Here is a 20585-nt window from a genome sequence, read left to right as displayed (position 1 = left end):
TCCTTTATGCTTCTGTTAATTCTGGTAACGAATCTTTTGGTGCTTTAACGGTGCGCATCACGTTATACGCCATGATAAACATACCCGCTAAGAAGAATAAACCACCAATGAAACGTACAAAGTAGAATGGATAAGAGGCTTCTAAACTTTCAACAAAGCTGTAAGTTAAAGTGCCGTCAGAGTTAACTGCACGCCACATTAAACCTTGCATTACGCCTGAAATCCACATTGCGACGATATATAATACAGTCCCAATTGTTGCTAACCAGAAATGCACATTCACAAGGTTAGTGCTGTACATACGCCCATGACCGAATAGCACTGGAATTAGGTGATAAAGAGAACCAATGGAAACCATTGCAACCCAACCTAATGCACCAGAGTGAACGTGTCCAACAGTCCAGTCAGTGTAATGTGACAATGCGTTAACCGTTTTAATCGCCATCATTGGTCCTTCAAAGGTAGACATACCATAGAAAGATAACGAAACAACTAGGAAGCGTAAAACAGGGTCGGTTCGTAGCTTATGCCACGCACCTGACAAGGTCATAATACCGTTGATCATGCCGCCCCATGAAGGTGCAAACAAGATAAGCGACATCACCATTCCTAATGACTGAGTCCAATCAGGTAGGGCGGTGTAATGAAGGTGGTGAGGACCAGCCCAGATATATAACGCAATTAATGCCCAAAAATGAACAATTGATAAACGATAAGAATATACTGGTCGACCAGCTTGCTTGGGTACGAAATAATACATCATACCGAGGAAGCCTGCTGTTAATAAGAAACCAACAGCATTATGACCGTACCACCATTGCACCATGGCATCTACCGCGCCAGAGTACATTGAATAAGATTTAAATAAACTGACAGGTACTGCCATTGAATTAACAATATGAAGTACTGCAACAGTAATAATAAATGCACCAAAGAACCAATTAGCAACATATATATGCGATGTCGTTCTTTTTATAATGGTGCCGAAAAACACAATGGCATAGCACACCCACACAACGGTGATTGCGATATCGATTGGCCATTCCAATTCTGCATATTCTTTACCTGAGGTGAACCCCATTGGTAATGTAATGGCTGCTGAAACGATAATGGCTTGCCATCCCCAAAATGTAAATGCGGCCAATTTAGGCGCAAACAGTTTAGTTTGACAAGTGCGTTGAACGATATAGTAGGATGTTGCAAATAGAGCTGATGTTCCGAACGCAAAGATAACCGCATTGGTGTGTAAAGGCCTTAAACGACTATACGTTAACCAAGGGGTTTCAAAGTTCAGTTGCGGCCAGATTAACTGTGCCGCAATTAATACACCGACAGCCATACCAACAATTCCCCATAAAATGGTTGTGAGGGCAAATTGGCGAACAATAGTGTAATTGTAATCAGCGCCTGTAGACTGGGAATGGTTCATCATAATACTTCCACGGCTTATTACTTTTTCTTTTTTAGTTATAGTAAAGGGTTGCTTTACCTGTGTAGTTGACAGCGCTTAAAAAAAACACAACCTTGCAGCATTAAAATTTAAGCTTGTCAATGGTTTATAACGTGAATTTAATGGTGTTCACGAACCGCCTTTATGATACGTGAGCTAAATCAAAAAAGAAACCATTCGACCCTGTGTAAATTTGATCTAGATCAAAATCTAAAAGATAATGTTAAAAAATAGATTTCAAGAGTTAACAATGAAACCAAACCATTACATACCACTAATTTTATTGATTTTATTGATTTTTACAGGTGGTTGTGGCGATTCAGCCCCTAACGTAAGTGATAATTTAAAGCAACAATCGAATCTATGTCAGTTTTCTCAATCAGCTTGCACAAAAACTGTTAATAATATTAATGTGAAGTTAACCATTACACCAGAGAGTGCTCCGAGTGAAAAACCTTTACTTGTTTTACTTAATTTTGATAACCCCGTTTCTGAAGTTCATTACCGTCTTGAAGGGCGTGATATGTTCATGGGGGTGATTCCAGGGATTGTAAATCAAACCAACGCTCAGCAATTTGAAGGCCCATTAGTTTATGGTGCTTGTAGCAGTGGCTTCATGGTTTGGCGTATGTTTGTAAGCTTTAAAACTGATGACGGAGAACACGTGGCTATTTTTGACTTTCTTGCAGACAACGACACGCAGTCTTAGTAAGTTATCGGATTAACTTTTGTCGTAATGAACATCAAAATATCTTCCGCTGCCGCGCTCTTGCGGCTTCAATTTCCATGATGTCACGGTATGAATGTAGCGCAGAGTAAACACGGGTTGATCATTTTCTTGAATCGCGCTCCGCTTCTGTTTTGTCATCGTTAATGTCATCGTTAACAATTACATCTTCTTCAGGCGCTTGGCTAGGTTGTCCCGTACGTAATATAATTCTAATTTTATTATATTCTTCACGAAGCCATTTAATTAATTCAAGTCCGGCATGAACCGTCTCCATCAAAACATCTACAACCGCAATATCTTGGTGCTGTTGTAGTATCTCTTTTGCTTGTTCTGCGTTATAGGCATTTATAAATGATAATCCACGACCATCATAAAACGCGATAATGCCAATTTTGTCATACGATGAATATCTGGTTCATCGTCAACCATTAATACTTTCCATGTTGTTAGATCTGTTTTGGGTGTTGGTTTTTCTTACCTCAAAAGAGTGGAGTCTTCTTCGTTATGCATAATGATAATTAACGCATAACTAAATAATTTTATTGGTTATTAATAGTTTGGTTTGAATGTTAATTTGCATATTTACTGAGTAATTAAAGTGTAGTTTAAGCTTTTATTTCAGGTAGGATTGTTTGGTTTGTTATTATCAAATGACAACAATGTAATTGATAACTATTCGCATTTGGTTTATATTGAGTCTAAATAAAATACCTGTTTGGAGGCATCATGAACAAACTCAATATTTCACTTTCTTATCAACAACTGGCGAGTTTGATTGACCATGGTCACTTGTGTGCAGCAGATTTACAATGTTTAGATAAAGAAACCAAACAAGCGCTATGGCAAATGTGTTTAATTCACTGTCAACAGCGTATCCACTGTAAAAACGTGGTTTGCCAACCACAAACCAAAGTGAGTGACGTCGTTTAACCAACGATTAAACACAATGAATTTTGGGAATGTCGTGCCAATTAGTGGTGTATTGCGGGGTTAGCATATCTCGGCGCATATGCCATTTAGGTGCAATGCCGTTAGCAGCAATAAAAACAGATTCACTACCAAAACGATAATTAAGCTTATCCATTACTTGCATCATTGCTGGTTTGTTCCGTTTGGCAAATAAATCATATTGATAATGTGCCTCCGGACTTAAATCAATCAGCCCCACACCCACCTTATAATAACGCACACCACCCCTAAATAATTGCGCACAAATCGTTGTTGCCGCTTTTATCAGTTGGCATGAATCATTGGTTGGTTGCGAAAAGTGATAGTGGTATTTAAACCCTGCCTGAGTGTCATCAAAAGGGGAGTTAGAAGCAAAAATAAGCATTGTCGATGTCATTGAACCTTGCTGACGAGCTTTTTCTGCGGCAATACACGCATGACGACTTAATGCTTGAGATAACGACGCTTTATCTGTAATTCGTGTGCCGACACTGCGAGTTGAAAAGATTTGCTTTTTATCAGCTCGGACTTCGTCCCATACTTTACAAACTTCTCCATTTAACTCTCTTACAATTCGCTCTACCTCCACACTAAACTGCTTTTTGGCTAATCTAGCCGGCATATTGGCTAATTGTAAGGCATCGACAATACCGATTTTCTCTAAACGTTGCGCCAGTTTTCGGCCAATTCCCCACACATCGCTAGGTTTTATACAGGCCAAAATCTCCCTGCGTTTTGTAACTGAATCAATACAACAAACACCGTTATAACCTTGGATTTTCTTGGCTGCATGATTTGCTACTTTTGCTAACGTTAAAGTTTGACCGATACCGACACAAACAGGTAAACGTGTTTCTTTCCAAACGGTACGTCTGATCAATTGTGCATGTTGAGTTAAACAAGGAATAGCAAACTGACATTGTTTAAATGATAAAAAAGACTCATCAATACTATAAATATGCTGCTCTGGAGCAAAGCGGCCAATTACTTCCATTAATGCCGATGATAAAGAACCGTATAGCTCATAGTTAGATGACAAGGCAATAATGCCTTTTCGTTCACATAACGCTTTTGCTTCAAAGTAAGGAGTGAATTTTTTAACTCCTGCGGCAAGGGCTAAACGATTAGCCGCCACAATACAGCCATCGTTATTCGATAACACCACAATGGGTTTGTTACGCCATTGCGGATTAAATACTTGTTCAGCACTACAATAAAATGCATTGGCATCGACTAATGCAAACATCCGTTATTTGCCTGCCAGAACCGGGCTTGTACGATGACAACGAATAGAACGCACCACAACACCTTCAATATTAAATGAGTCATGTTCGTGGATCACCACACTATGGTAGTTATCATTGGCAGATAATAATAATCGTCGCTGGGTATCGATTAACTTGCATACAAAATTACCATTGTAATTTGCAACAATAACATCTTGATTTTTAACGGTGACATGGCGATCGACAATTAAAATATCTTTATCAAAAATACCAATATTTTGCATTGAATCACCGCTTGCTTGACCAATAAATGTGGCGCTTGGATGATCAATTAATAACTCATCTAAACTTAAAGGAAGTTGATGATAATCTGAAGCAGGGGATTCAAACCCCGTTATTCCTGCACTGGCTAAAATAGGGATGACATTCATAGTAATTAGTTTAACTGTATATTTATACAGTATTATAGTTAACCCCGTAAAATTGGCAATCTTTTCTACTTACATCAAACCTCAACGAGTCAATTTATAGCAAGAAGTTGTGCCATTCAGATAAGCAGCTTTGCAATAACAATCATCATAAGCTTTTGAAGTAATTAGCTAATAGTAATAATTTTAAAGCAGTGACCTTGTTCAGCTTACGTTTAGCAAAAATAGATACAATAAAGCGATGAAGAGGTTTATGAACCATGTATCGCCTCAGTAGATTGATTTGAAAGTAGGGGATTGCGATGAGAAAAATGATTATATTGATATTGTTGATACTTTTTAGCACCACAGTAAAAGCAAGTTATTCAACACAACAACCTGTCGTTGTGCAAATAGAGCAGTCAATCAACAATATTGATAACGCATTAAGTTGCTCAATTATCTATTCGCACTCACCGCAATTATCGACAGCCGACTTTTATAAAGGAGTGGTGTATACCCACTTTTCAAACTTAGTCGAACAACTCATGTTAACCGGTAAATCAGAGCAACACGCACGAGACATGGTCATGAGTAAAATTGTCACTCAAGCCAAGTCATTAGAGCAGCAACTTAGCGTTAAAAAGTCTCAAGATAAAAGTCAGTTTATTGAGCTATTAAAGACCAAAGCGCAGCAATTTGATTGCGAGCATTACGCCAAGATAGATAACAATAAATTATAGATCCATCTTTATTATCGTCATAAAACACACCACATTTGGTGCCGATAAATAACGTTATCGGCATCAATTTGTTTTGGTATACTCAAGTATTATTTTATCTAGATATACCGCATGTTTGAGAAAAAACCCCCAGTTTATCCATTATTTGATTCAGCAGATTACGTGTTGTCGGGTAATCAATTTGTGAACCAACATATTACTCAAATCACCTTAAGATCCGTGTCAGATGCGGGATTAATTATAGAGCATTGCTCCGACTGGTTATTTGAACAACGACAATCAGAAAATAACTATAAAACCTACCGAAGTGAACTCACCACGTTTTTACATTGGTGCTTTGATGTAGCATCCATATCGCCAATAAAGCTGACTAGAAAAGACATTGGCCGCTATATTAATTACTGTGAAAAACCACCCAAAGAGCTGATTGGAACGTTTAATGTACCGCAATTTAAGACCGATAAAGCCACTGAAATACGTTATCCCAATGCGGCATGGCGACCATTTACTGCGAAAAAGAAAGATGGAAAACAACAGCCATATAATTTAAGTGACAGTGCTTTAAAGACAAAAATTGCGATTGTGTCGTCATTCTACGGCTACTTAATCAGTGAAGAATATACAGAACGTAATCCTGCGCAACTATGGCTAAAACACAGTCGATTCGCAATTAATCGAAAATTCATTAAAAATGAAGATGATAATCAGAAAGCATTTACCAAATTACAATGGTCATATGTTGTCAGTACGGTTTCAAACCTTGCTGAAACACAACCTGAAAAACATCAACGCAGTTTGTTTTTAATCAACTTATTGTATAGCTGTTATTTAAGAATATCCGAAATTAGCGGCCGAGCTGGGTATTCACCAATGATGAACCAATTTAGAAAAGATATTCATAATGGCATTTGGTATTTTCATGTGCCGTTTTCAAAAAGTGGTAAAGCCCGCAATATTGCCATCTCTAAATCGCTGCTTAATGCACTAATCGATTACCGGCAATTTCTTGGATTACCAGACTTACCCAGCATTGATGAACAGCAACCATTATTTGTTCGTCACAAAGCTGCTGCGCATGGACGTGATTCTGGATTATTGAATGCCAATCTAGGCATTAGACATTTAAGGGATGAACTCAATCATATCATTGCACTTGCTGCTGACATTGCATTTACCGACGGGTTTGAACAAGAAAGCCAATTGATGCGTAAACTCACAGCGCATAATATTCGTCATACAGGAATTACACATGACATTAATTTGAATCAGCGGCCATTATCACATGTTCAAGCAGATGCCGGACATGAAAGTATTGATACTACATCACAGTATTTACATACCACGCAGACTGAACGACATCAAAGCGCCGCGAATAAACCATTAGATCATCTAAAATAACGCGCTTGTACGTGAAATCTAGACAACAAACCTTAGGTAAGTACTTCAGATTTCACGTACAGATGCGCTAATAATTGCAAGGTTTATTGATACTTATAGGAAACAAATATTTGAGTATATACAAACACACAAGTATGCGCACAATGTATATTATGTTAAATAGGATCTAAAGGTAAGAGAAACTGACCTATTGTGAACTGGCTATATGGCTATAAATCGAGATTACCGGTCTAAGCGATAATTTTCATTTAGCAAAAATTTAATGACTGATTCAGCCATCTATAAAGTTAACTATCTTTATGCTTAGGAATGTTCTTTTAATCGGTTCATTACCAGGCTTTCTCGTATTCTTTTGTTCATTTGGATATCGTTGATATTCTTTAAAGTGTTATAAATGAGTCATCAGCCCTAACCCGTTTCTGAACAACATAAAAGAGTTAGACTTTTTGCGACTCCACCTAAACGAGCCGCGCATTGCAAGCATCGGGTTTAAAAAGAAAAAGAAAATGAAATGCCAGACTTATTGGAATCTACATGGGAGCAGCGCCTTCAGAACAATATATTGTGACTTGCCAATTACAACTGAACCGATACGCAAACATCACAACAAGACGCGACAATTATCAGGTATTTTTGAGCGCTCTAAAATTCTAGCGTCTCGCCGTCAGCAGGAATAAGAACTTTATCTGATAAACCACTCTTACTAATAGATTCGTTCATAATTTTTCGAGTCGTCCCGCAGTGATTTAGTGCATCCATATGGTTCGCTATCACTTGACCTGGAGACAATCGAATAAACTCCATAACCTCATCAGCAGACATTAATAGCGGTTGACCAACATCCAAATGCCTCTGTAAATTAATTAATGAGTCATGCTCTTTGTGTTTTTTAGTATGCGATGTTCAGTATTAGTGTGATACTGTCTCGAAAGTCATTATTTACGCAAATCGAGCCAATCATGTTTCAATCAGATGAGCTGATTAAAATCACATTGCTTGCTTTTGAAGGAATAAGTGCTTTTCATCTCTCTTTACCCTGTATGGTGTTTCAAGATATTTTTGTCGGTCAATCTCCTCGGTTTGATCTAAAGATCTGTACCGAAAATGGGACACAGTTTGAAACAGGCTCAGGCTTTGGTGTTGTGATTGATAGAGATCTTAGTGCGATTGAAGAAGCGGATATTGTGATTATCCCAAGTTGGCCAAATGAGCTAGCGCAGCCGAGCGAACAAATTCTTGTGGCGCTAAAGGAGCATTATGCGAAAGACAAGCTACTGGTGGGACTCTGTCTTGGGTCATACGTGCTTGCATGTGCAGGAGTTTTAGATGGAAAACGAGCCACTACCCACTGGGCTTTCATAGATCAATTTCAGCAGAGATTTCCTAAGGTAGATTTTGACCCAAATCCTCTTTTTATTGAACTCGAAACGATCATCACTTCAGCAGGGGTAGCCGCTTCGCTTGATTGTTGCCTACACATAGTGCGACGACTGTGTGGTAGCGAGCTTGCCAATGCTCTTGCACGTAAGATGGTCACAGCTCCATTTCGTTCTGGGGGGCAACAGCAATACATACCTGCTCCGATTAATGCAAAGCCCCTAACAGAAACAAGTCTTAGCCTTGTAGTTGAGCTGGTCGAGCAAAATCTCAATTTGTCACACTCATTAGATGAAATAGCTGAACGCTGCGCAATGAGCAAGCGCACCTTTACACGGCAGTTTAAAGTCACTTACGGCTGCACCTTTTGACAGTGGTTGCAAAATCAACGCTTGGTGCTCAGCCAACGTTTATTAGAAACAACTCAACTCTCTATTTCTCAAGTTGCAGAGCAAGTCGGTTTTGGCTCTGACAGTGTGTTCAGAAAACACTTCAAGTCTACTTTTTACGTAACACCGACACAGTGGCGCACCTCATTTAAACAATAGGCTAAATAGTTGGGCTATATACGTGTCACCTATCAGTCAAATTCAGCGCAGATATTCAAAAAAAGCGCAAACTTGGTCGTTTATCTATGATTTGTAGGATTACATCGTGATATCGCTGTCTATAGCCACAAATTAGTGATTATCAAATTAGCATTATTTGTGGGAAATAAAGTTAATGTTCTAAATTTAAGCCAGATTTGAAAACCATTTAAGTAAAAAAAACGCTGACTAATAGCAGCGTTATTTCGAGCAAGCATTTAATATATTATAAAAACTTATACCCGATAGATAATGATAATGCGCTACCGTAATCAATGTGTTGAGTTTGAATACTGATATCAAAACCATTGCTAGCAACATACCCAATATTTGCAGTGTAACCACTATTAGATTCAGTTGTTGTTAAGTTCTTAATTCTTACTTGTGTTGCTCCGCCACCTACATAAAAACCATCATTAAATTCATAACCTAGACCAATGGAAGTCGCTTGAAATGAACCAGAAGTATTATGGTAACGAGTATTGCTTGAAGTCATATCGGTTTGCGAGGTGATCGTAGCTTGTAAACGTAGACCTTTATAATAAGTATATGCTAAACCTAAAATAGCAGCATTAGCATCCTTAAAGTCATTTGTTCTGATTTGAGCTGAACCAATAGATGCAGTAAATCCTGCTTTAGAATCATCATAACGCGCTGCGTTTGCAGTATTAATAGAAACGATAATGAGTGATGTGATGAAAATGGCGCGACTACATTTCATGTTACTACCTTGTTTTTATCTTTTTAGATAAATATGTCATTAATATTGTGAATGAAGCACAAATAAATTGCGCTATTCCGTATAATAAATAGTGTTGAATAAACCAATTACAAAATTAAAAAAGCACTTATCAGTGCATTTCCTACACTTTGTTTAGCTTGGCAAAGTAATCATTAAATAACATTCCCCCTCCCCTAGCTGCAAAGGTTAGTCAGTAATGTTATGTATTTTGCTAAATGCCTGTCTTTTGTTATTAAATAGTACTTAATGCGCGCATTTTACAAAAGAAATATTAAATAAAGTGTTATCTAGTTATCAAATTTGTGGCGTACGGGGTAAAAATTTGTAAAACGATAACTAAAACAATAAAGATGCTTAATAGATATCTCTTTAATTAGCCTTTAAAACTTGATGTATGTACGCTTGACTGGAAAACAGTGACCTTCATTAATACTTAGGTGAAAATCAACACTTAGATCACAATAAGGCGTTTAATGTTTGTAGTGGTAGAGGAAATGAAACAGCAGAATGAAGCAATTGACTTTGCCATGATGGCTTGGGATATAACTTAACGATAAGTCGATAAACAGGTAATAAACAAGAAAATATTCACACCAGTAAAGTGATGTGAATAGGGATCAATATAGTCAATAACTACAAGAATCATTGTAAGAAACACAATATGAAAGTAAGTTTGTAGCCACAACGACAATAAAGGCTAGAGATGCCTTTTTGTTTGATTATCAGCATATATAGTTGTAAAAAAACGCTGCCTAAAGGCAGCGTTTAAAATAATGAAACACTAAATTAAATGATTAAAGTGAACTAAACTCGTCAACATTTATCGCATCTAAACGCAGTTTATCCGCTTCAATAAGTTGAGTATGTTCTTCATCAGTAATGATGTTTTCAGATAATGCGGCATCAAACAAATCTACCATTGGCAATTTTGCAGGTAATTGTTTATTACGCTGTGCTTGCTTAAGTTTTTTGTATAACGCTTTAGCTTGGTATTTTGCATTAAACGCCGCTTCTACTTCGGCAATGCCGCTTTTATCACCTGCAAATTCTCCACATAAAAACGTCAATCGATCCCTTGCTGGGCTTGGTTGCATCATCCCCATGCATAAATTAACGGCCGACTTGTCCGTTGGCATAGCAAAGTGATTACCTAATGGGAAAATAATAACCTTTAATAAAATGGAGATTATTTTGCTAGGAAAATTACGAATAGCGTCTTGTAACGCTTTAGCAGCAAAATGTAAGCGTTGCTGCATAACGTAATGCACAATGGGTAAGTCATCATGCTGACGACCATTATCTTCAAAGTGCTTTAATGTCGCAGATGCTAAATACAACTGGCTTAACACATCGCCTAATCGTGCTGAAATCATTTCCTTACGTTTTAAATCACCACCCATCACCAACATTGAAACATCAGTCATCGTTGCCAATGCAGCAGAGATACGGTTCATATCACGATAATATGATTTTGTTTGACCACTCACCGGTGCTGAAGAAAAACGACTGCCGGTTAATGCATTTGCAAAGGTACTTAATGCGTTACGACAGCTATAACCAATATGCCCCATTAATAAATTATCGAATCTATCTAACCCGGCAGCAGAATCGTCCATACTTGCCGCTTCCATTTCGGCTAACACGTATGGATGACAACGCGTTGCACCTTGGCCAAAGATCATTAACGAACGCGTAAGAATATTTGCGCCTTCAACAGTGATAGAAATTGGATTAGCCATAAATGCATGGCCTAAATAGTTTTTCGGTCCAAGTTGGATACCTTTACCTGACTGAATATCCATTGCATCTTCTACAACATCACGACCAAGCTCAGTCATATGGTATTTAGCAATAGCGGTTACAACTGAAGGTTTTACTTTTAAATCAATACCTAACGTTGTTAATCTACGCGCAGCTTCTAACTGATAAGTATTGGCGATAATCCGCGCCATGGCCTCTTGTACACCTTCAAAGTAACCGATTGGCATACCAAATTGTTGGCGTACATAACTGTATGCAGTGGTGGTTTTTGTCGCAACATGACCTGATGCAGTGGCAAGTGCCGGCAATGAAATACCACGGCCTGCGGATAGACATTCAACCAACATTCTCCAGCCGCGACCAGCATATTGTGGGCCACCGATTATCCAATCGAGTGGGATAAACACTTCTTTACCACTTGTAGTACCGTTCATAAACGCCATTGATAGTGGGTTATGACGATTACCAATTACAACACCCTCATGATCAGTAGGAATAAGCGCACAGGTAATACCAATATCAGGGGTGTCACCTAAAAGCCCTTGTGGGTCTTTCATTTGAAAAGCTAAACCTAATACGGTGGCAACGGGTGCTAGGGTAATGTAGCGCTTATTCCAAGTTAAACTGATACCCAGTGTGTCTTCGCCATTAAATGATTGTCGACAAACAACGCCGATATCAGGAATAGCACCAGCATCACTGCCCGCCTCTGGGCCTGTTAAAGCAAAACAAGGAATGTCATTACCAACAGCTAGAGACGGTAACCAACGATCTTTTTGCTCTTGTGTACCGTAATGAGTCAGTAATTCACCCGGGCCTAAAGAGTTTGGTACCATTACGGTCACCGCAGCACTAATACTGCGTGATGCGATTTTAGCGACGATAGTTGAGTTTGCATAAGCTGAAAACTCACGTCCACCAAACTTTTTAGGGATAATAAGCGCAAAAAAACCTTCTTTTTTAAAGTATTCCCAAAGCTCTGGTGGCAAGTCTTTACGGTTATGAACAATGTCAAAATCATCAATCATTGCTAATGCAGTTTGAACTTGATTATCTAAGAAAGCTTGTTCTTCTACAGTTAACCCTGGTTTACCGTAATCGTGTAATTTATTCCAGTCAGGTTTACCGCGAAATAACTCGCCTTCCCACCATACATCGCCGGCTTCCATGGCTTCTTTTTCAGTAGTTGAAAGAGGCGGCAGTACTTTTTTAAAGAAAGCAAACACGGGACGTGTGATAAAGCGAATACGCAAATCTCTTACACCGAAGAGAATGGCTAGTGCTATCAATATTAAAATAATAATACTCATAAAAAACCTTATTAATTAGTCGGGACAGGAACTGCTACACCTGCAGCCATATATGGAATAACTTTACGTAGAATGGCTTCAGTATCGTTATGCTCGTCATAATCCGCTGCAGCAATTTCGTTTAGGGCATCGGCTGAAGCCATAGTGAATACGATGGTGCCAAGGGTAAAGTGTAGTCGCCAAAACATTTCAACTGCAGGAATGTGTGGCGCACTTTGCTTAACGGCAGCAATAAATGACGCCAGATATGCCCCATAATGCGTGGTGATAAACCAGCGCAAATGCCCCTGACTTTCAATGTAACCACGGCCAAGTAATTGAAGAAATATAATGGTACCGCCGCTTCTTAGCGTATTTAGGTCAAGCAATGGCTGAATAAGTGTGGAAAAAATCTCGTCTAAAGATGCCGTTTGTGGTGATTTTTGTAAAGCAACTATCTCTGCTGCTGCATTTGGCATAAATACGTCGAGGTATCTTGCAAGTACAGCCCTGATCAACTCTTTCTTTGAGCCAAAATGATAATTAACTGAAGCAAGGTTAACTTCAGCTTTACTTGTTATCAATCTCAATGATGTTTCAGAAAAACCACGTTCTGCGAATAATTTCTCTGCTGCATCAAGAATCCTTGTTTTTGTATCAGTCCTGCTTGCCATCCTATAACCCAAGTTTAATTTAAAACACTTGTTTAAATTAATCATTGAGCGAACAGTTGTCAATTGAAAAAAATTTAAAAAAAGAACCAACAATGGCTCTGACTAACTAATAAGCAAGATAAATGGGTTTTATGTGTTATGACTAACGTAGATTAAGTCGATTAACGAATCGTCCAAAAAGTCAAAACAGAAGGTCTTAACTTTAAAACGCTTGTGTGAATGCCTTTATTGAGTATCGTTAAAAAATAAAAAACAACACTTAACATGGACGGTTAATGCCCATTAATCACCCTATAAATACTAACGTCATGACATTAACGCGACCGATTGGCGTTGTGTTGAGCTTTAGAATGACCTTTACGGTTGCGTTCGCTATTGTCGATTTTAGATTGAGTTGATTTTTTTAGCATGACAAATAACGCCCCTTCGCCACCATACTCTTTAGTGGCACTATGAAACGCTTGTACCTGTTCTAATTGTGTTAGCCATTGTGCAACCGCCGACTTAATTAAAGCTGCAAAGGGTTTATTATTACGTCCTTTACCATGAATGATAATCAGGTTTCGTTCACCAAGGTATTGGCAACGTGGTATTTCATCAATTAATATTTGCCGAGCTTGCTTCAGTGTGAGCGCCTGCAATTCAAGAACAATCTTAGTGGCATAAAGCCCTTTACGAAGTTGTTGAAACACAGCGCCTTGTACGCCATCTACTTTATATTCAAGTACTTGTTCTGGTTTGATTGGGGTAATCATTGCAGGATTGATTGTCAACGCTTGCAACAGCTCATCTTCATCAGCAGCGGCTTTTTTTGCTTGCATAGCCGTTGTTAATTTGAATTGTTGGCTGTCTATTACATTCTGCGACGCGGTTTTTGTAGGAAAAGGCGTAATATCAGCCATTGCTTGAGCAAATAAGTCATCGTCATTCATATTCATCTACATTCCTACACACTTTGTAAACATTATGCGCTTGGGCATAAATTGGAATTATTTTATAGTTAAGCAAAATTTGACCGACAAGTATTCATTTAGTCAAAAAATAATTTCATCCTTTATAGAGAGCTTTAATTGAATGAGCATTAATAGAAATATCCTCATGCCATTACATTTACTGTTAATTGTTATTTTTAGCATAACCCAAGTAAATGCAAACGAGCGACAAGAAAAGCATCAACAATTGAATATGAAACTCTCTGCATTTCAAAAAGCATTTGAATCACTTGATACTAAACAATTGCAGAATATATATCATGAAGATGCAGTGTTTATCTCTGAAAACAGAAACGACCCCATTGTGGTAGGCAAACAGAATATATTGTCGCGTTATCAACATTTTTTTGACAAGATCACTCATAAAAACGCCCGATTAGAAGTGGATTTTAGAGTAGTTGAACGTAATATTTACCCGCAAAATGTCATTGATATAGGATACTATATTGTGCGGTTTCATCCCGATAAAGCATCAGGCGATCCAATAAGTGAATTTGCAGGCAAGTTTGTTAATAATTATATCGAACATAAAAAAGACAACTGGTTACTGACTGTCGATTCTAATACCCGCTCTCAAGCCGAGTTATATTATAATGCCAAGCCAATAGCTAATTTATATTATGGACGCCAATTCATTCAACCGACTGAATAAACACCATAACAACTGAGAGTCAAATGAAAACATGCGCTTGCGGAAGTAAAACCCCTTATGATGAATGCTGTTTACCCTTCCATTTAGGGCAACAATTGCCCCAAAGCGCAGTCCAGTTAATGCGTTCCCGTTATTGTGCTTTTGTGGAAAAACGTTACCAATATATTCTTGATACCCACGCTAAAGCATTCAGACAAGGCTTGACCATTAACCTACTAGCCCAAGATGCACCAGAGTGGTTAGGCCTACAAGTGATTACTGCTCAAGAAGCAAAAAACCAAGCAACGGTGAGTTTTAAAGCTTGGTATATTGTTGCTAAACAAATCGATGTTATTTATGAAAGCTCATCATTTATTAAACAAGATGGCCGTTGGTTTTATACTGAAGGCGAACAAATGACAGCACCATTACCTAAACGCAATGAACCGTGTGTATGTAATAGTGGCAAAAAGTTCAAACAATGTTGTTTATTGAGGTGTTAAACAAAAGCGAGTCGGTTATATGAAAATCGCATTTAGGAAGTGTGCTAGCAAAATAAGAGTAACTGTCAGAAAAACGTTCTTGAAATGCTCAACAAGCAATAACAAAAAAATTTATCTTCAGATACAAAGTTAACTATTTTGCTTTAACGTCAACGCTTGTGCACTATTATAAAATTCAGCAAAGTCATTTGTTCTCAATGCTTTACTATATAAATATCCTTGTGCGTGATGACAGCCATTTTCAGCTAAAAACTGTTGCTGTTCTACCGTTTCAACACCTTCTGCTGTTAAGGAAAGATTCAAGGCATTGGCCATGGCAATAATTGCACTGACAATCTCTCGGCTTTCTCGACTGGTGCTGATATCCATAATAAACGAACGATCTATTTTCAGTTTACTAATTGGAAATTGTTTCAAATACTTCATTGAACTGTAGCCAGTACCAAAATCATCAATGGCTAAGCCAACCCCTAATTCTGATAACTCCTGACATAAAAGTGTCGCAGAACGAACATCACCCATTAACTCAGTTTCAGTAATCTCAAGAATTAATGAATGCGGTTTTATTCGGTAACGAGTCAACATTGTCCATACGTGTTCAAATAAATTGCCGCTAAAGAATTGCCGTGCAGCAACATTCACATGCATTTTGATATCGACATCTTTGTGTTGCCATAGGTTTAATTGTTTACAAGCGGATTCAAGCACCCAATCGCCAATAGCAATAATAAGATCAGATTGCTCAGCGATTCCAATAAAATCACCAGGATATACCACACCTTTTCGCGGGTGATTCCAGCGAATTAATGCTTCAGCTCCAATATACTGGCTTGTTTGCAAATCTTTTAATGGTTGGTAATAAAGCTCAAATTGACGACCGTTAAGCGCAGTATGTAAATCGCGGTCGATCTGGACATTATTTTCATATTGCGACAGCAATTTTTGATTGAAAAATTGAATATGTACAGTATTGTTACCCTTGGCATATTGCAGCGCAATATCAGCACATGATAACGGCGAATAATGCCCGAATACGGTTGCTAAATTTACCGCTGCAAGTGTTGCATTTGGCTCAATTTTTTGGCGAGAAATTACTGTCGCTGTACAAATCTTGTCGTAGAGTTTTTGTATTAAAAACTCAAAATATTGCTCGCTTTGTTGCTCTGGAAATATCACCGCAAACTCATCACTACCAATACGGGCAATATCAATGGCATTATTAGCCTCGCCAAAATGACGTAAACGGCGTGCGGTTTCTATCAATAAGCCATCACCAACATCATGGCCGTGGGTATCATTAAATCGTTTAAAACCTAATAAATCGATAATGACTAAATAACCCGTCTGTTCAGTTTTAAGCTTAGATTTAAAATAAGCACGATTATGAAGCCCTGTTAAACTGCATTGCCAAGCTTGTTTTTCTAGTTCTGCTCGGTATTCATTCTCTGTTGAATTATCATAACAACTCACTAAACCGTAAACATTGCCTTGGTCAGTTTCAAACGGGCTGACATGGTAATGCAAATAATAATTACTTCCATCTTGCCTTGTTAACCTTTTTTCACCGCTGATAACCTTACCTCGCTTTAATCTGGCTAACATAAAGTCAAGTAAACTGAGATTATTACGGAATATATCTAGATTCATCACTGAATTATTGAGAATGTTTTCTCGCTTTAAGCCCGTCATTTTATGATGTGCTTTATTGACGTACTCAATTATGCCGTTGGCTAGATTAACCACAATCACGACATGTTCGGATTGTTCTATTGCAGTGCGAAGTAAATTAATTCGCTCAGATTTATCATATGAATAGCGCGTGGCGAGCGTAAGGGCGAGTTGATCCGCACATTGAATAATAAATTGGCGTTCGTTAACAGTCCATTGGCGTAACGAATCATGCTCTATTGATAATATCCCTTCTATATGACCATTAATCCGAATGGCGACGTCTAATACTGAGGTAATATTGCTTGCACAATAATAGTCATGAAGCTGGGTAAGTAGTGGGTGTGATTGTGCATCGGAGGCTTGAATATAACGATGCAGTCTTAATTCGTTAATATAGTCAGCATGGGTTGTTACCCCTTTACGGTGGCTAGCAAACTGACTAAATAACTGGGTTTTACCATGACTATGAGCAATTAACTGATATACATTTCTATCTGCTTTATCTTGTTGCTCTAATAAATGGTTAACTTTCTCTTGTTCGTCAAACAGCCAAACAAACACTTGCGAAACTTGACAATATTCTCGCAACTGTTGACACACTAACTCTGCAGTCAGTGCAAAATTCCCTTGTTCTTTCGCACTGGAATTTACAATTAATTCCAATAAGTGCTGGTGCTGCTGTTGATTCATCAATATCCGGAAAAAGCATGCTCTGCATGTTGTAACATGCTGATGCACGATAGGAAAATCGTTAAACGTTTAATAAGATGCTAATCGTTATTTTTACTAAGATTACACGGATAAAAGAGTTAGCAATCGAAGCAATAAGCGATTTTAAATCAAACTGTTACTTACAATTGATTTTCCAATTGAAAGATCATCTTTTCAGCTGCAACATCAAAAACAATGTCGACAGACTCACCATGTTCAGTATCTGTAAATGTGGCAGTTACATTTTGAAAACGTTGTTTAGCTTTGTCTACAATGTCAGTTAATGCTTGTTTTTGTTGCGCCGTGCTTTTAATCGTAAGTACGCAATCATTTTCTTCAATAACTGCCCCAATGTCGACAAAACTACCACATTCAGGGCAACTATCATTCACATTGGCTTGTTGATTTTTAATCGTTTGCACCATTTACAACCTCATAATATAACTTAATTAATTAAATTTTAACTTTATTTAAGTAGACAAAGAATTAGATAGTTCACAATTTTGCAAACTGACGGTATTAAGCGGCAATGTTAATCGTATTTGCCATGGTACGTTGCATTTCAAGTTCATCTAAAAATGAAATACCCAGTTGATCTGGCTCAATATCGGTATTGGCATGTTTTAACATGGCTAATTGACTGCAATTACTTAAGCATAATTGCATATCTTGGTCATACATACCGCGAATCACCACCGGTTCTGGTCGTAATGCTTGCTCAAGATTAAACTGTGCTTGCCCATGGGTTTGAAATGCTTGGGCGTGATCGACCACTTCTTGTGCCTGGGATAAATCGTGTAATAATGGTTTTGCTGGAGGTAACTGTAATTGTTTGGTTAATTTTTCATCTGCAGATAAATGTGCTTCCACAGAAAATTGCGCCATATCACGGGCATCTTCTGATAGCATGGCCAAGATTAAACCAAAATCCCCTCTTCTATCTTCGCGGATATCTTGGTTTAAACGACTGCCAAGTTGTAATTCATTGATTAAAGGAAACGCACTTTGCATATATTTACATCATCTCTCTAGCTCGTTGACACTTAATCGACCAAACAAACAATAACTTGAGCTTTTTTTTCATTTTTTGCCTTTACATAACGAACCTTTGTGACTACTATGGCGTCCGCAATTGAGGAGGGGTTCCCGAGTGGCCAAAGGGATCAGACTGTAAATCTGACGGCTCAGCCTTCGAAGGTTCGAATCCTTCTCCCTCCACCATTTGCACCAGTGATAAATATACCGATTAGTGGAGGGGTTCCCGAGTGGCCAAAGGGATCAGACTGTAAATCTGACGGCTCAGCCTTCGAAGGTTCGAATCCTTCTCCCTCCACCATTTATCGGTTAATGAGTCACTAAATATAATTGTTGTGGCCAACATTTATATGTATTAAAAGTAAGGTATGTGGAGGGGTTCCCGAGTGGCCAAAGGGATCAGACTGTAAATCTGACGGCTCAGCCTTCGAAGGTTCGAATCCTTCTCCCTCCACCATTTCTTACTTATTCTTATTTTTTTCCCTACCTTAATTCGTTCATACCCGTCATATTTTTTATCTCAATTTACTCTTCACTTAAATTATTTAGCTAAATTGTCTCTGTCATTGTGTCGTGATTTTCATTATTCTGATAAAAAGACTGATAAGAGTTAAATCATGACAACTTCTTGGGTAAATAATGCCATCGCAAAAATAGAAGCTGATTATCAACGCTCAGCTGACACACATTTAATCAAATTAGATTTACCACAACTTAATGGTGTAGATATTTACCTAAAGGATGAAAGCACTCATCCAACGGGTAGCTTGAAGCATCGTCTGGCTCGTTCGTTATTTCTATATGCATTATGCAATGGCAACATTCATCAGCAATCTACTGTCATAGAATCATCATCTGGCAGCACTGCCGTGTCAGAAGCTTATTTTTCACGTCTACTCGGTCTGCCCTTTATTGCTGTAATGCCAAAAACCACGGCGAAGAAAAAAATTGAACAAATTGAGTTCTATGGTGGGAAATGCCATTTTGTCGACTCAAGCGATCAAATCTATGCTGAATCCGAGCGACTTGCCGCGACCTTAGATGGTCACTATATGGATCAATTTACCTATGCAGAGCGGGCAACCGATTGGCGCGGCAATAACAACATTGCCGACTCCATTTTTAATCAAATGAATAAAGAGCCACATCCACAACCTAGCTGGATTGTAATGAGTCCAGGAACAGGTGGCACCTCAGCAACCATTGGCCGTTATATTCGTTATCAGCAACTCAATACTAAATTATGTGTCGTTGACCCTGAAAACTCAGTTTTTTATGATTATTTTCATTCAAGAGATAAATCCTTAACCTCAAAAAAAGGCAGTAGAATTGAAGGCATTGGCAGACCAAGGGTTGAACCTTCATTCATTGCTGGTGTGGTTGATAGCATGCTTAAAATTCCAGACGGCGCTTCAATCGCAACCATTCAATGGTTAGAAAAATTATTAGGGCGAAAAACCGGAGCGTCAACGGGGACAAATCTGTATGGCGCGCTGTTATTAGCGTCGCAAATGCAGGCAAAGGGTGAGAAAGGCTCTATCGTGACCTTGTTATGTGACTCGGGTGAACGATATTTAGATACTTATTATAATCCGCAGTGGATAGATACCAACATCGGTTGTTTCAAAGCTTTCCAACAAAAACTTGAAATATTTGATAAAGACGGGGTTTTGACACAGTAAATTAACACGCCCAATGAAGGTTTTAACA

At 38.3% G+C, this 20585-nt stretch carries 20 protein-coding genes, 3 tRNA genes and 1 pseudogene; 12 read left to right on the top strand and 12 right to left on the bottom strand.

Annotated elements, in window-relative coordinates:
• Nucleotides 1-4: 4 nt before the first annotated feature.
• Nucleotides 5-1432, bottom strand: a complete 1428-nt coding sequence (ccoN, locus tag G3R48_RS04610; protein WP_153663509.1) for a cytochrome-c oxidase, cbb3-type subunit I — start codon at nt 1430-1432, stop codon at nt 5-7.
• A gap of 268 nt (nt 1433-1700) precedes the next feature.
• On the opposite strand from ccoN, the gene G3R48_RS04605 reads away from it, so the two are divergent.
• On the top strand, nt 1701-2159 hold the full coding sequence (locus G3R48_RS04605; RefSeq protein ID WP_153663507.1) for a hypothetical protein: 459 nt from the start codon (nt 1701-1703) through the stop codon (nt 2157-2159).
• A 49-nt stretch (nt 2160-2208) separates the two neighbouring features.
• On the opposite strand, the pseudogene G3R48_RS17215 reads toward G3R48_RS04605, so the two are convergent.
• Nucleotides 2209-2609, bottom strand: a pseudogene (locus G3R48_RS17215) (response regulator); the annotation flags it as partial.
• Between the two features lie 297 nt (nt 2610-2906).
• On the opposite strand from G3R48_RS17215, the gene G3R48_RS04595 reads away from it, so the two are divergent.
• Nucleotides 2907-3110, top strand: a complete 204-nt coding sequence (locus tag G3R48_RS04595; RefSeq protein ID WP_153663505.1) for a hypothetical protein — start codon at nt 2907-2909, stop codon at nt 3108-3110.
• 7 nt (nt 3111-3117) lie between these two features.
• Here G3R48_RS04595 and G3R48_RS04590 read toward each other — a convergent pair whose 3' ends face one another.
• Entirely contained in the window at nt 3118-4374 is a 1257-nt protein-coding gene (locus G3R48_RS04590) for a Y-family DNA polymerase (protein ID WP_153663503.1), read from the bottom strand.
• A gap of 3 nt (nt 4375-4377) precedes the next feature.
• Nucleotides 4378-4785, bottom strand: coding sequence for a LexA family protein (locus tag G3R48_RS04585; RefSeq protein WP_153663501.1), 408 nt, complete (start codon nt 4783-4785; stop codon nt 4378-4380).
• Between the two features lie 299 nt (nt 4786-5084).
• On the opposite strand from G3R48_RS04585, the gene G3R48_RS04580 reads away from it, so the two are divergent.
• Together G3R48_RS04580 and G3R48_RS04575 are read left to right on the top strand one after the other, a co-directional pair.
• Nucleotides 5085-5504, top strand: coding sequence for a hypothetical protein (locus G3R48_RS04580; RefSeq protein ID WP_153663499.1), 420 nt, complete (start codon nt 5085-5087; stop codon nt 5502-5504).
• 111 nt (nt 5505-5615) lie between these two features.
• Complete coding sequence (locus G3R48_RS04575) at nt 5616-6902, top strand: tyrosine-type recombinase/integrase (RefSeq protein WP_153663497.1); 1287 nt, start codon at nt 5616-5618, stop codon at nt 6900-6902.
• A 642-nt stretch (nt 6903-7544) separates the two neighbouring features.
• On the opposite strand, the gene G3R48_RS04570 is transcribed toward G3R48_RS04575, so the two are convergent.
• Nucleotides 7545-7748 carry a hypothetical protein gene (locus G3R48_RS04570; protein WP_212593216.1) on the bottom strand — a complete coding sequence of 68 codons (204 nt, stop codon included), beginning with the start codon at nt 7746-7748 and terminating at the stop codon, nt 7545-7547.
• Between the two features lie 113 nt (nt 7749-7861).
• On the opposite strand from G3R48_RS04570, the gene G3R48_RS04565 reads away from it, so the two are divergent.
• Nucleotides 7862-8650 carry a GlxA family transcriptional regulator gene (locus G3R48_RS04565; RefSeq protein ID WP_212593215.1) on the top strand — a complete coding sequence of 263 codons (789 nt, stop codon included), beginning with the start codon at nt 7862-7864 and terminating at the stop codon, nt 8648-8650.
• Nucleotides 8651-8656: 6 nt separating this feature from the next.
• Complete coding sequence (locus tag G3R48_RS04560; RefSeq protein ID WP_212593214.1) at nt 8657-8827, top strand: helix-turn-helix domain-containing protein; 171 nt, start codon at nt 8657-8659, stop codon at nt 8825-8827.
• A gap of 265 nt (nt 8828-9092) precedes the next feature.
• On the opposite strand, the gene G3R48_RS04555 is transcribed toward G3R48_RS04560, so the two are convergent.
• From G3R48_RS04555 to smrA, 4 genes are all read right to left on the bottom strand, one after another.
• Nucleotides 9093-9587 (bottom strand): hypothetical protein, encoded by a 495-nt coding sequence (locus G3R48_RS04555; RefSeq protein ID WP_153663495.1) that lies wholly within the window; start codon nt 9585-9587, stop codon nt 9093-9095.
• 815 nt (nt 9588-10402) lie between these two features.
• Nucleotides 10403-12679, bottom strand: a complete 2277-nt coding sequence (locus tag G3R48_RS04550; RefSeq protein WP_153663493.1) for an acyl-CoA dehydrogenase — start codon at nt 12677-12679, stop codon at nt 10403-10405.
• Between the two features lie 11 nt (nt 12680-12690).
• A complete protein-coding gene (gene psrA / locus G3R48_RS04545) occupies nt 12691-13332 on the bottom strand; it encodes a TetR family transcriptional repressor PsrA (RefSeq protein WP_153663491.1) in 642 nt (213 codons plus the stop codon).
• A gap of 314 nt (nt 13333-13646) precedes the next feature.
• Complete coding sequence (gene smrA, locus G3R48_RS04540; protein ID WP_153663489.1) at nt 13647-14270, bottom strand: DNA endonuclease SmrA; 624 nt, start codon at nt 14268-14270, stop codon at nt 13647-13649.
• A 136-nt stretch (nt 14271-14406) separates the two neighbouring features.
• Between smrA and G3R48_RS04535 the strand changes: the two genes are divergently transcribed.
• Entirely contained in the window at nt 14407-14976 is a 570-nt protein-coding gene (locus G3R48_RS04535; protein WP_228497384.1) for a YybH family protein, read from the top strand.
• A gap of 23 nt (nt 14977-14999) precedes the next feature.
• Entirely contained in the window at nt 15000-15458 is a 459-nt protein-coding gene (locus G3R48_RS04530; RefSeq protein WP_153663487.1) for a YchJ family protein, read from the top strand.
• Between the two features lie 129 nt (nt 15459-15587).
• Here the strand turns inward: G3R48_RS04530 and G3R48_RS04525 are convergent, their stop codons facing one another.
• The 3 genes from G3R48_RS04525 to G3R48_RS04515 all read right to left on the bottom strand — a co-directional run bounded on the left by G3R48_RS04525 (nt 15588) and on the right by G3R48_RS04515 (nt 18851).
• On the bottom strand, nt 15588-17819 hold the full coding sequence (locus G3R48_RS04525; protein ID WP_153663485.1) for a sensor domain-containing phosphodiesterase: 2232 nt from the start codon (nt 17817-17819) through the stop codon (nt 15588-15590).
• Nucleotides 17820-17980: 161 nt separating this feature from the next.
• Nucleotides 17981-18265, bottom strand: coding sequence for a DUF406 family protein (locus G3R48_RS04520; protein ID WP_153663483.1), 285 nt, complete (start codon nt 18263-18265; stop codon nt 17981-17983).
• 94 nt (nt 18266-18359) lie between these two features.
• The gene (locus tag G3R48_RS04515) at nt 18360-18851 is read right to left on the bottom strand and encodes a VC2046/SO_2500 family protein (RefSeq protein ID WP_153663481.1); all 492 of its coding nucleotides are present in this window, start codon (nt 18849-18851) and stop codon (nt 18360-18362) included.
• Between the two features lie 125 nt (nt 18852-18976).
• Between G3R48_RS04515 and G3R48_RS04510 the strand changes: the two genes are divergently transcribed.
• The 4 genes from G3R48_RS04510 to G3R48_RS04495 all read left to right on the top strand — a co-directional run bounded on the left by G3R48_RS04510 (nt 18977) and on the right by G3R48_RS04495 (nt 20557).
• Nucleotides 18977-19061: transfer RNA gene (locus tag G3R48_RS04510), tRNA-Tyr, on the top strand.
• 30 nt (nt 19062-19091) lie between these two features.
• Nucleotides 19092-19176, top strand: a tRNA-Tyr gene (locus G3R48_RS04505).
• 71 nt (nt 19177-19247) lie between these two features.
• Nucleotides 19248-19332, top strand: a tRNA-Tyr gene (locus tag G3R48_RS04500).
• 160 nt (nt 19333-19492) lie between these two features.
• Nucleotides 19493-20557 carry a PLP-dependent cysteine synthase family protein gene (locus tag G3R48_RS04495; protein ID WP_153663479.1) on the top strand — a complete coding sequence of 355 codons (1065 nt, stop codon included), beginning with the start codon at nt 19493-19495 and terminating at the stop codon, nt 20555-20557.
• Nucleotides 20558-20585: the final 28 nt, after the last annotated feature.

The sequence above is a fragment of the Shewanella intestini genome (assembly GCF_018221465.1).
Classification (GTDB): Bacteria; Pseudomonadota; Gammaproteobacteria; order Enterobacterales; family Shewanellaceae; genus Shewanella; species Shewanella intestini.
Note: the sequence above shows the minus strand (reverse complement) of the source record. Positions and strands in the feature narration are given on the sequence as shown.

Bases quoted from the DNA above. Each gene is read 5' to 3' on its own strand.
- ccoN (WP_153663509.1), bottom strand. From the start codon at position 1,432: ATGATGAACCATTCCCAGTCTACAGGCGCTGATTACAATTACACTATT.
- G3R48_RS04605 (WP_153663507.1), top strand. From the start codon at position 1,701: ATGAAACCAAACCATTACATACCACTAATTTTATTGATTTTATTGATT.
- G3R48_RS04595 (WP_153663505.1), top strand. From the start codon at position 2,907: ATGAACAAACTCAATATTTCACTTTCTTATCAACAACTGGCGAGTTTG.
- G3R48_RS04590 (WP_153663503.1), bottom strand. From the start codon at position 4,374: ATGTTTGCATTAGTCGATGCCAATGCATTTTATTGTAGTGCTGAACAA.
- G3R48_RS04585 (WP_153663501.1), bottom strand. From the start codon at position 4,785: ATGAATGTCATCCCTATTTTAGCCAGTGCAGGAATAACGGGGTTTGAA.
- G3R48_RS04580 (WP_153663499.1), top strand. From the start codon at position 5,085: ATGAGAAAAATGATTATATTGATATTGTTGATACTTTTTAGCACCACA.
- G3R48_RS04575 (WP_153663497.1), top strand. From the start codon at position 5,616: ATGTTTGAGAAAAAACCCCCAGTTTATCCATTATTTGATTCAGCAGAT.
- G3R48_RS04565 (WP_212593215.1), top strand. From the start codon at position 7,862: ATGTTTCAATCAGATGAGCTGATTAAAATCACATTGCTTGCTTTTGAA.
- G3R48_RS04555 (WP_153663495.1), bottom strand. From the start codon at position 9,587: ATGAAATGTAGTCGCGCCATTTTCATCACATCACTCATTATCGTTTCT.
- G3R48_RS04550 (WP_153663493.1), bottom strand. From the start codon at position 12,679: ATGAGTATTATTATTTTAATATTGATAGCACTAGCCATTCTCTTCGGT.
- psrA (WP_153663491.1), bottom strand. From the start codon at position 13,332: ATGGCAAGCAGGACTGATACAAAAACAAGGATTCTTGATGCAGCAGAG.
- smrA (WP_153663489.1), bottom strand. From the start codon at position 14,270: ATGAATATGAATGACGATGACTTATTTGCTCAAGCAATGGCTGATATT.
- G3R48_RS04535 (WP_228497384.1), top strand. From the start codon at position 14,407: ATGAGCATTAATAGAAATATCCTCATGCCATTACATTTACTGTTAATT.
- G3R48_RS04530 (WP_153663487.1), top strand. From the start codon at position 15,000: ATGAAAACATGCGCTTGCGGAAGTAAAACCCCTTATGATGAATGCTGT.
- G3R48_RS04525 (WP_153663485.1), bottom strand. From the start codon at position 17,819: ATGAATCAACAGCAGCACCAGCACTTATTGGAATTAATTGTAAATTCC.
- G3R48_RS04520 (WP_153663483.1), bottom strand. From the start codon at position 18,265: ATGGTGCAAACGATTAAAAATCAACAAGCCAATGTGAATGATAGTTGC.
- G3R48_RS04515 (WP_153663481.1), bottom strand. From the start codon at position 18,851: ATGCAAAGTGCGTTTCCTTTAATCAATGAATTACAACTTGGCAGTCGT.
- G3R48_RS04495 (WP_153663479.1), top strand. From the start codon at position 19,493: ATGACAACTTCTTGGGTAAATAATGCCATCGCAAAAATAGAAGCTGAT.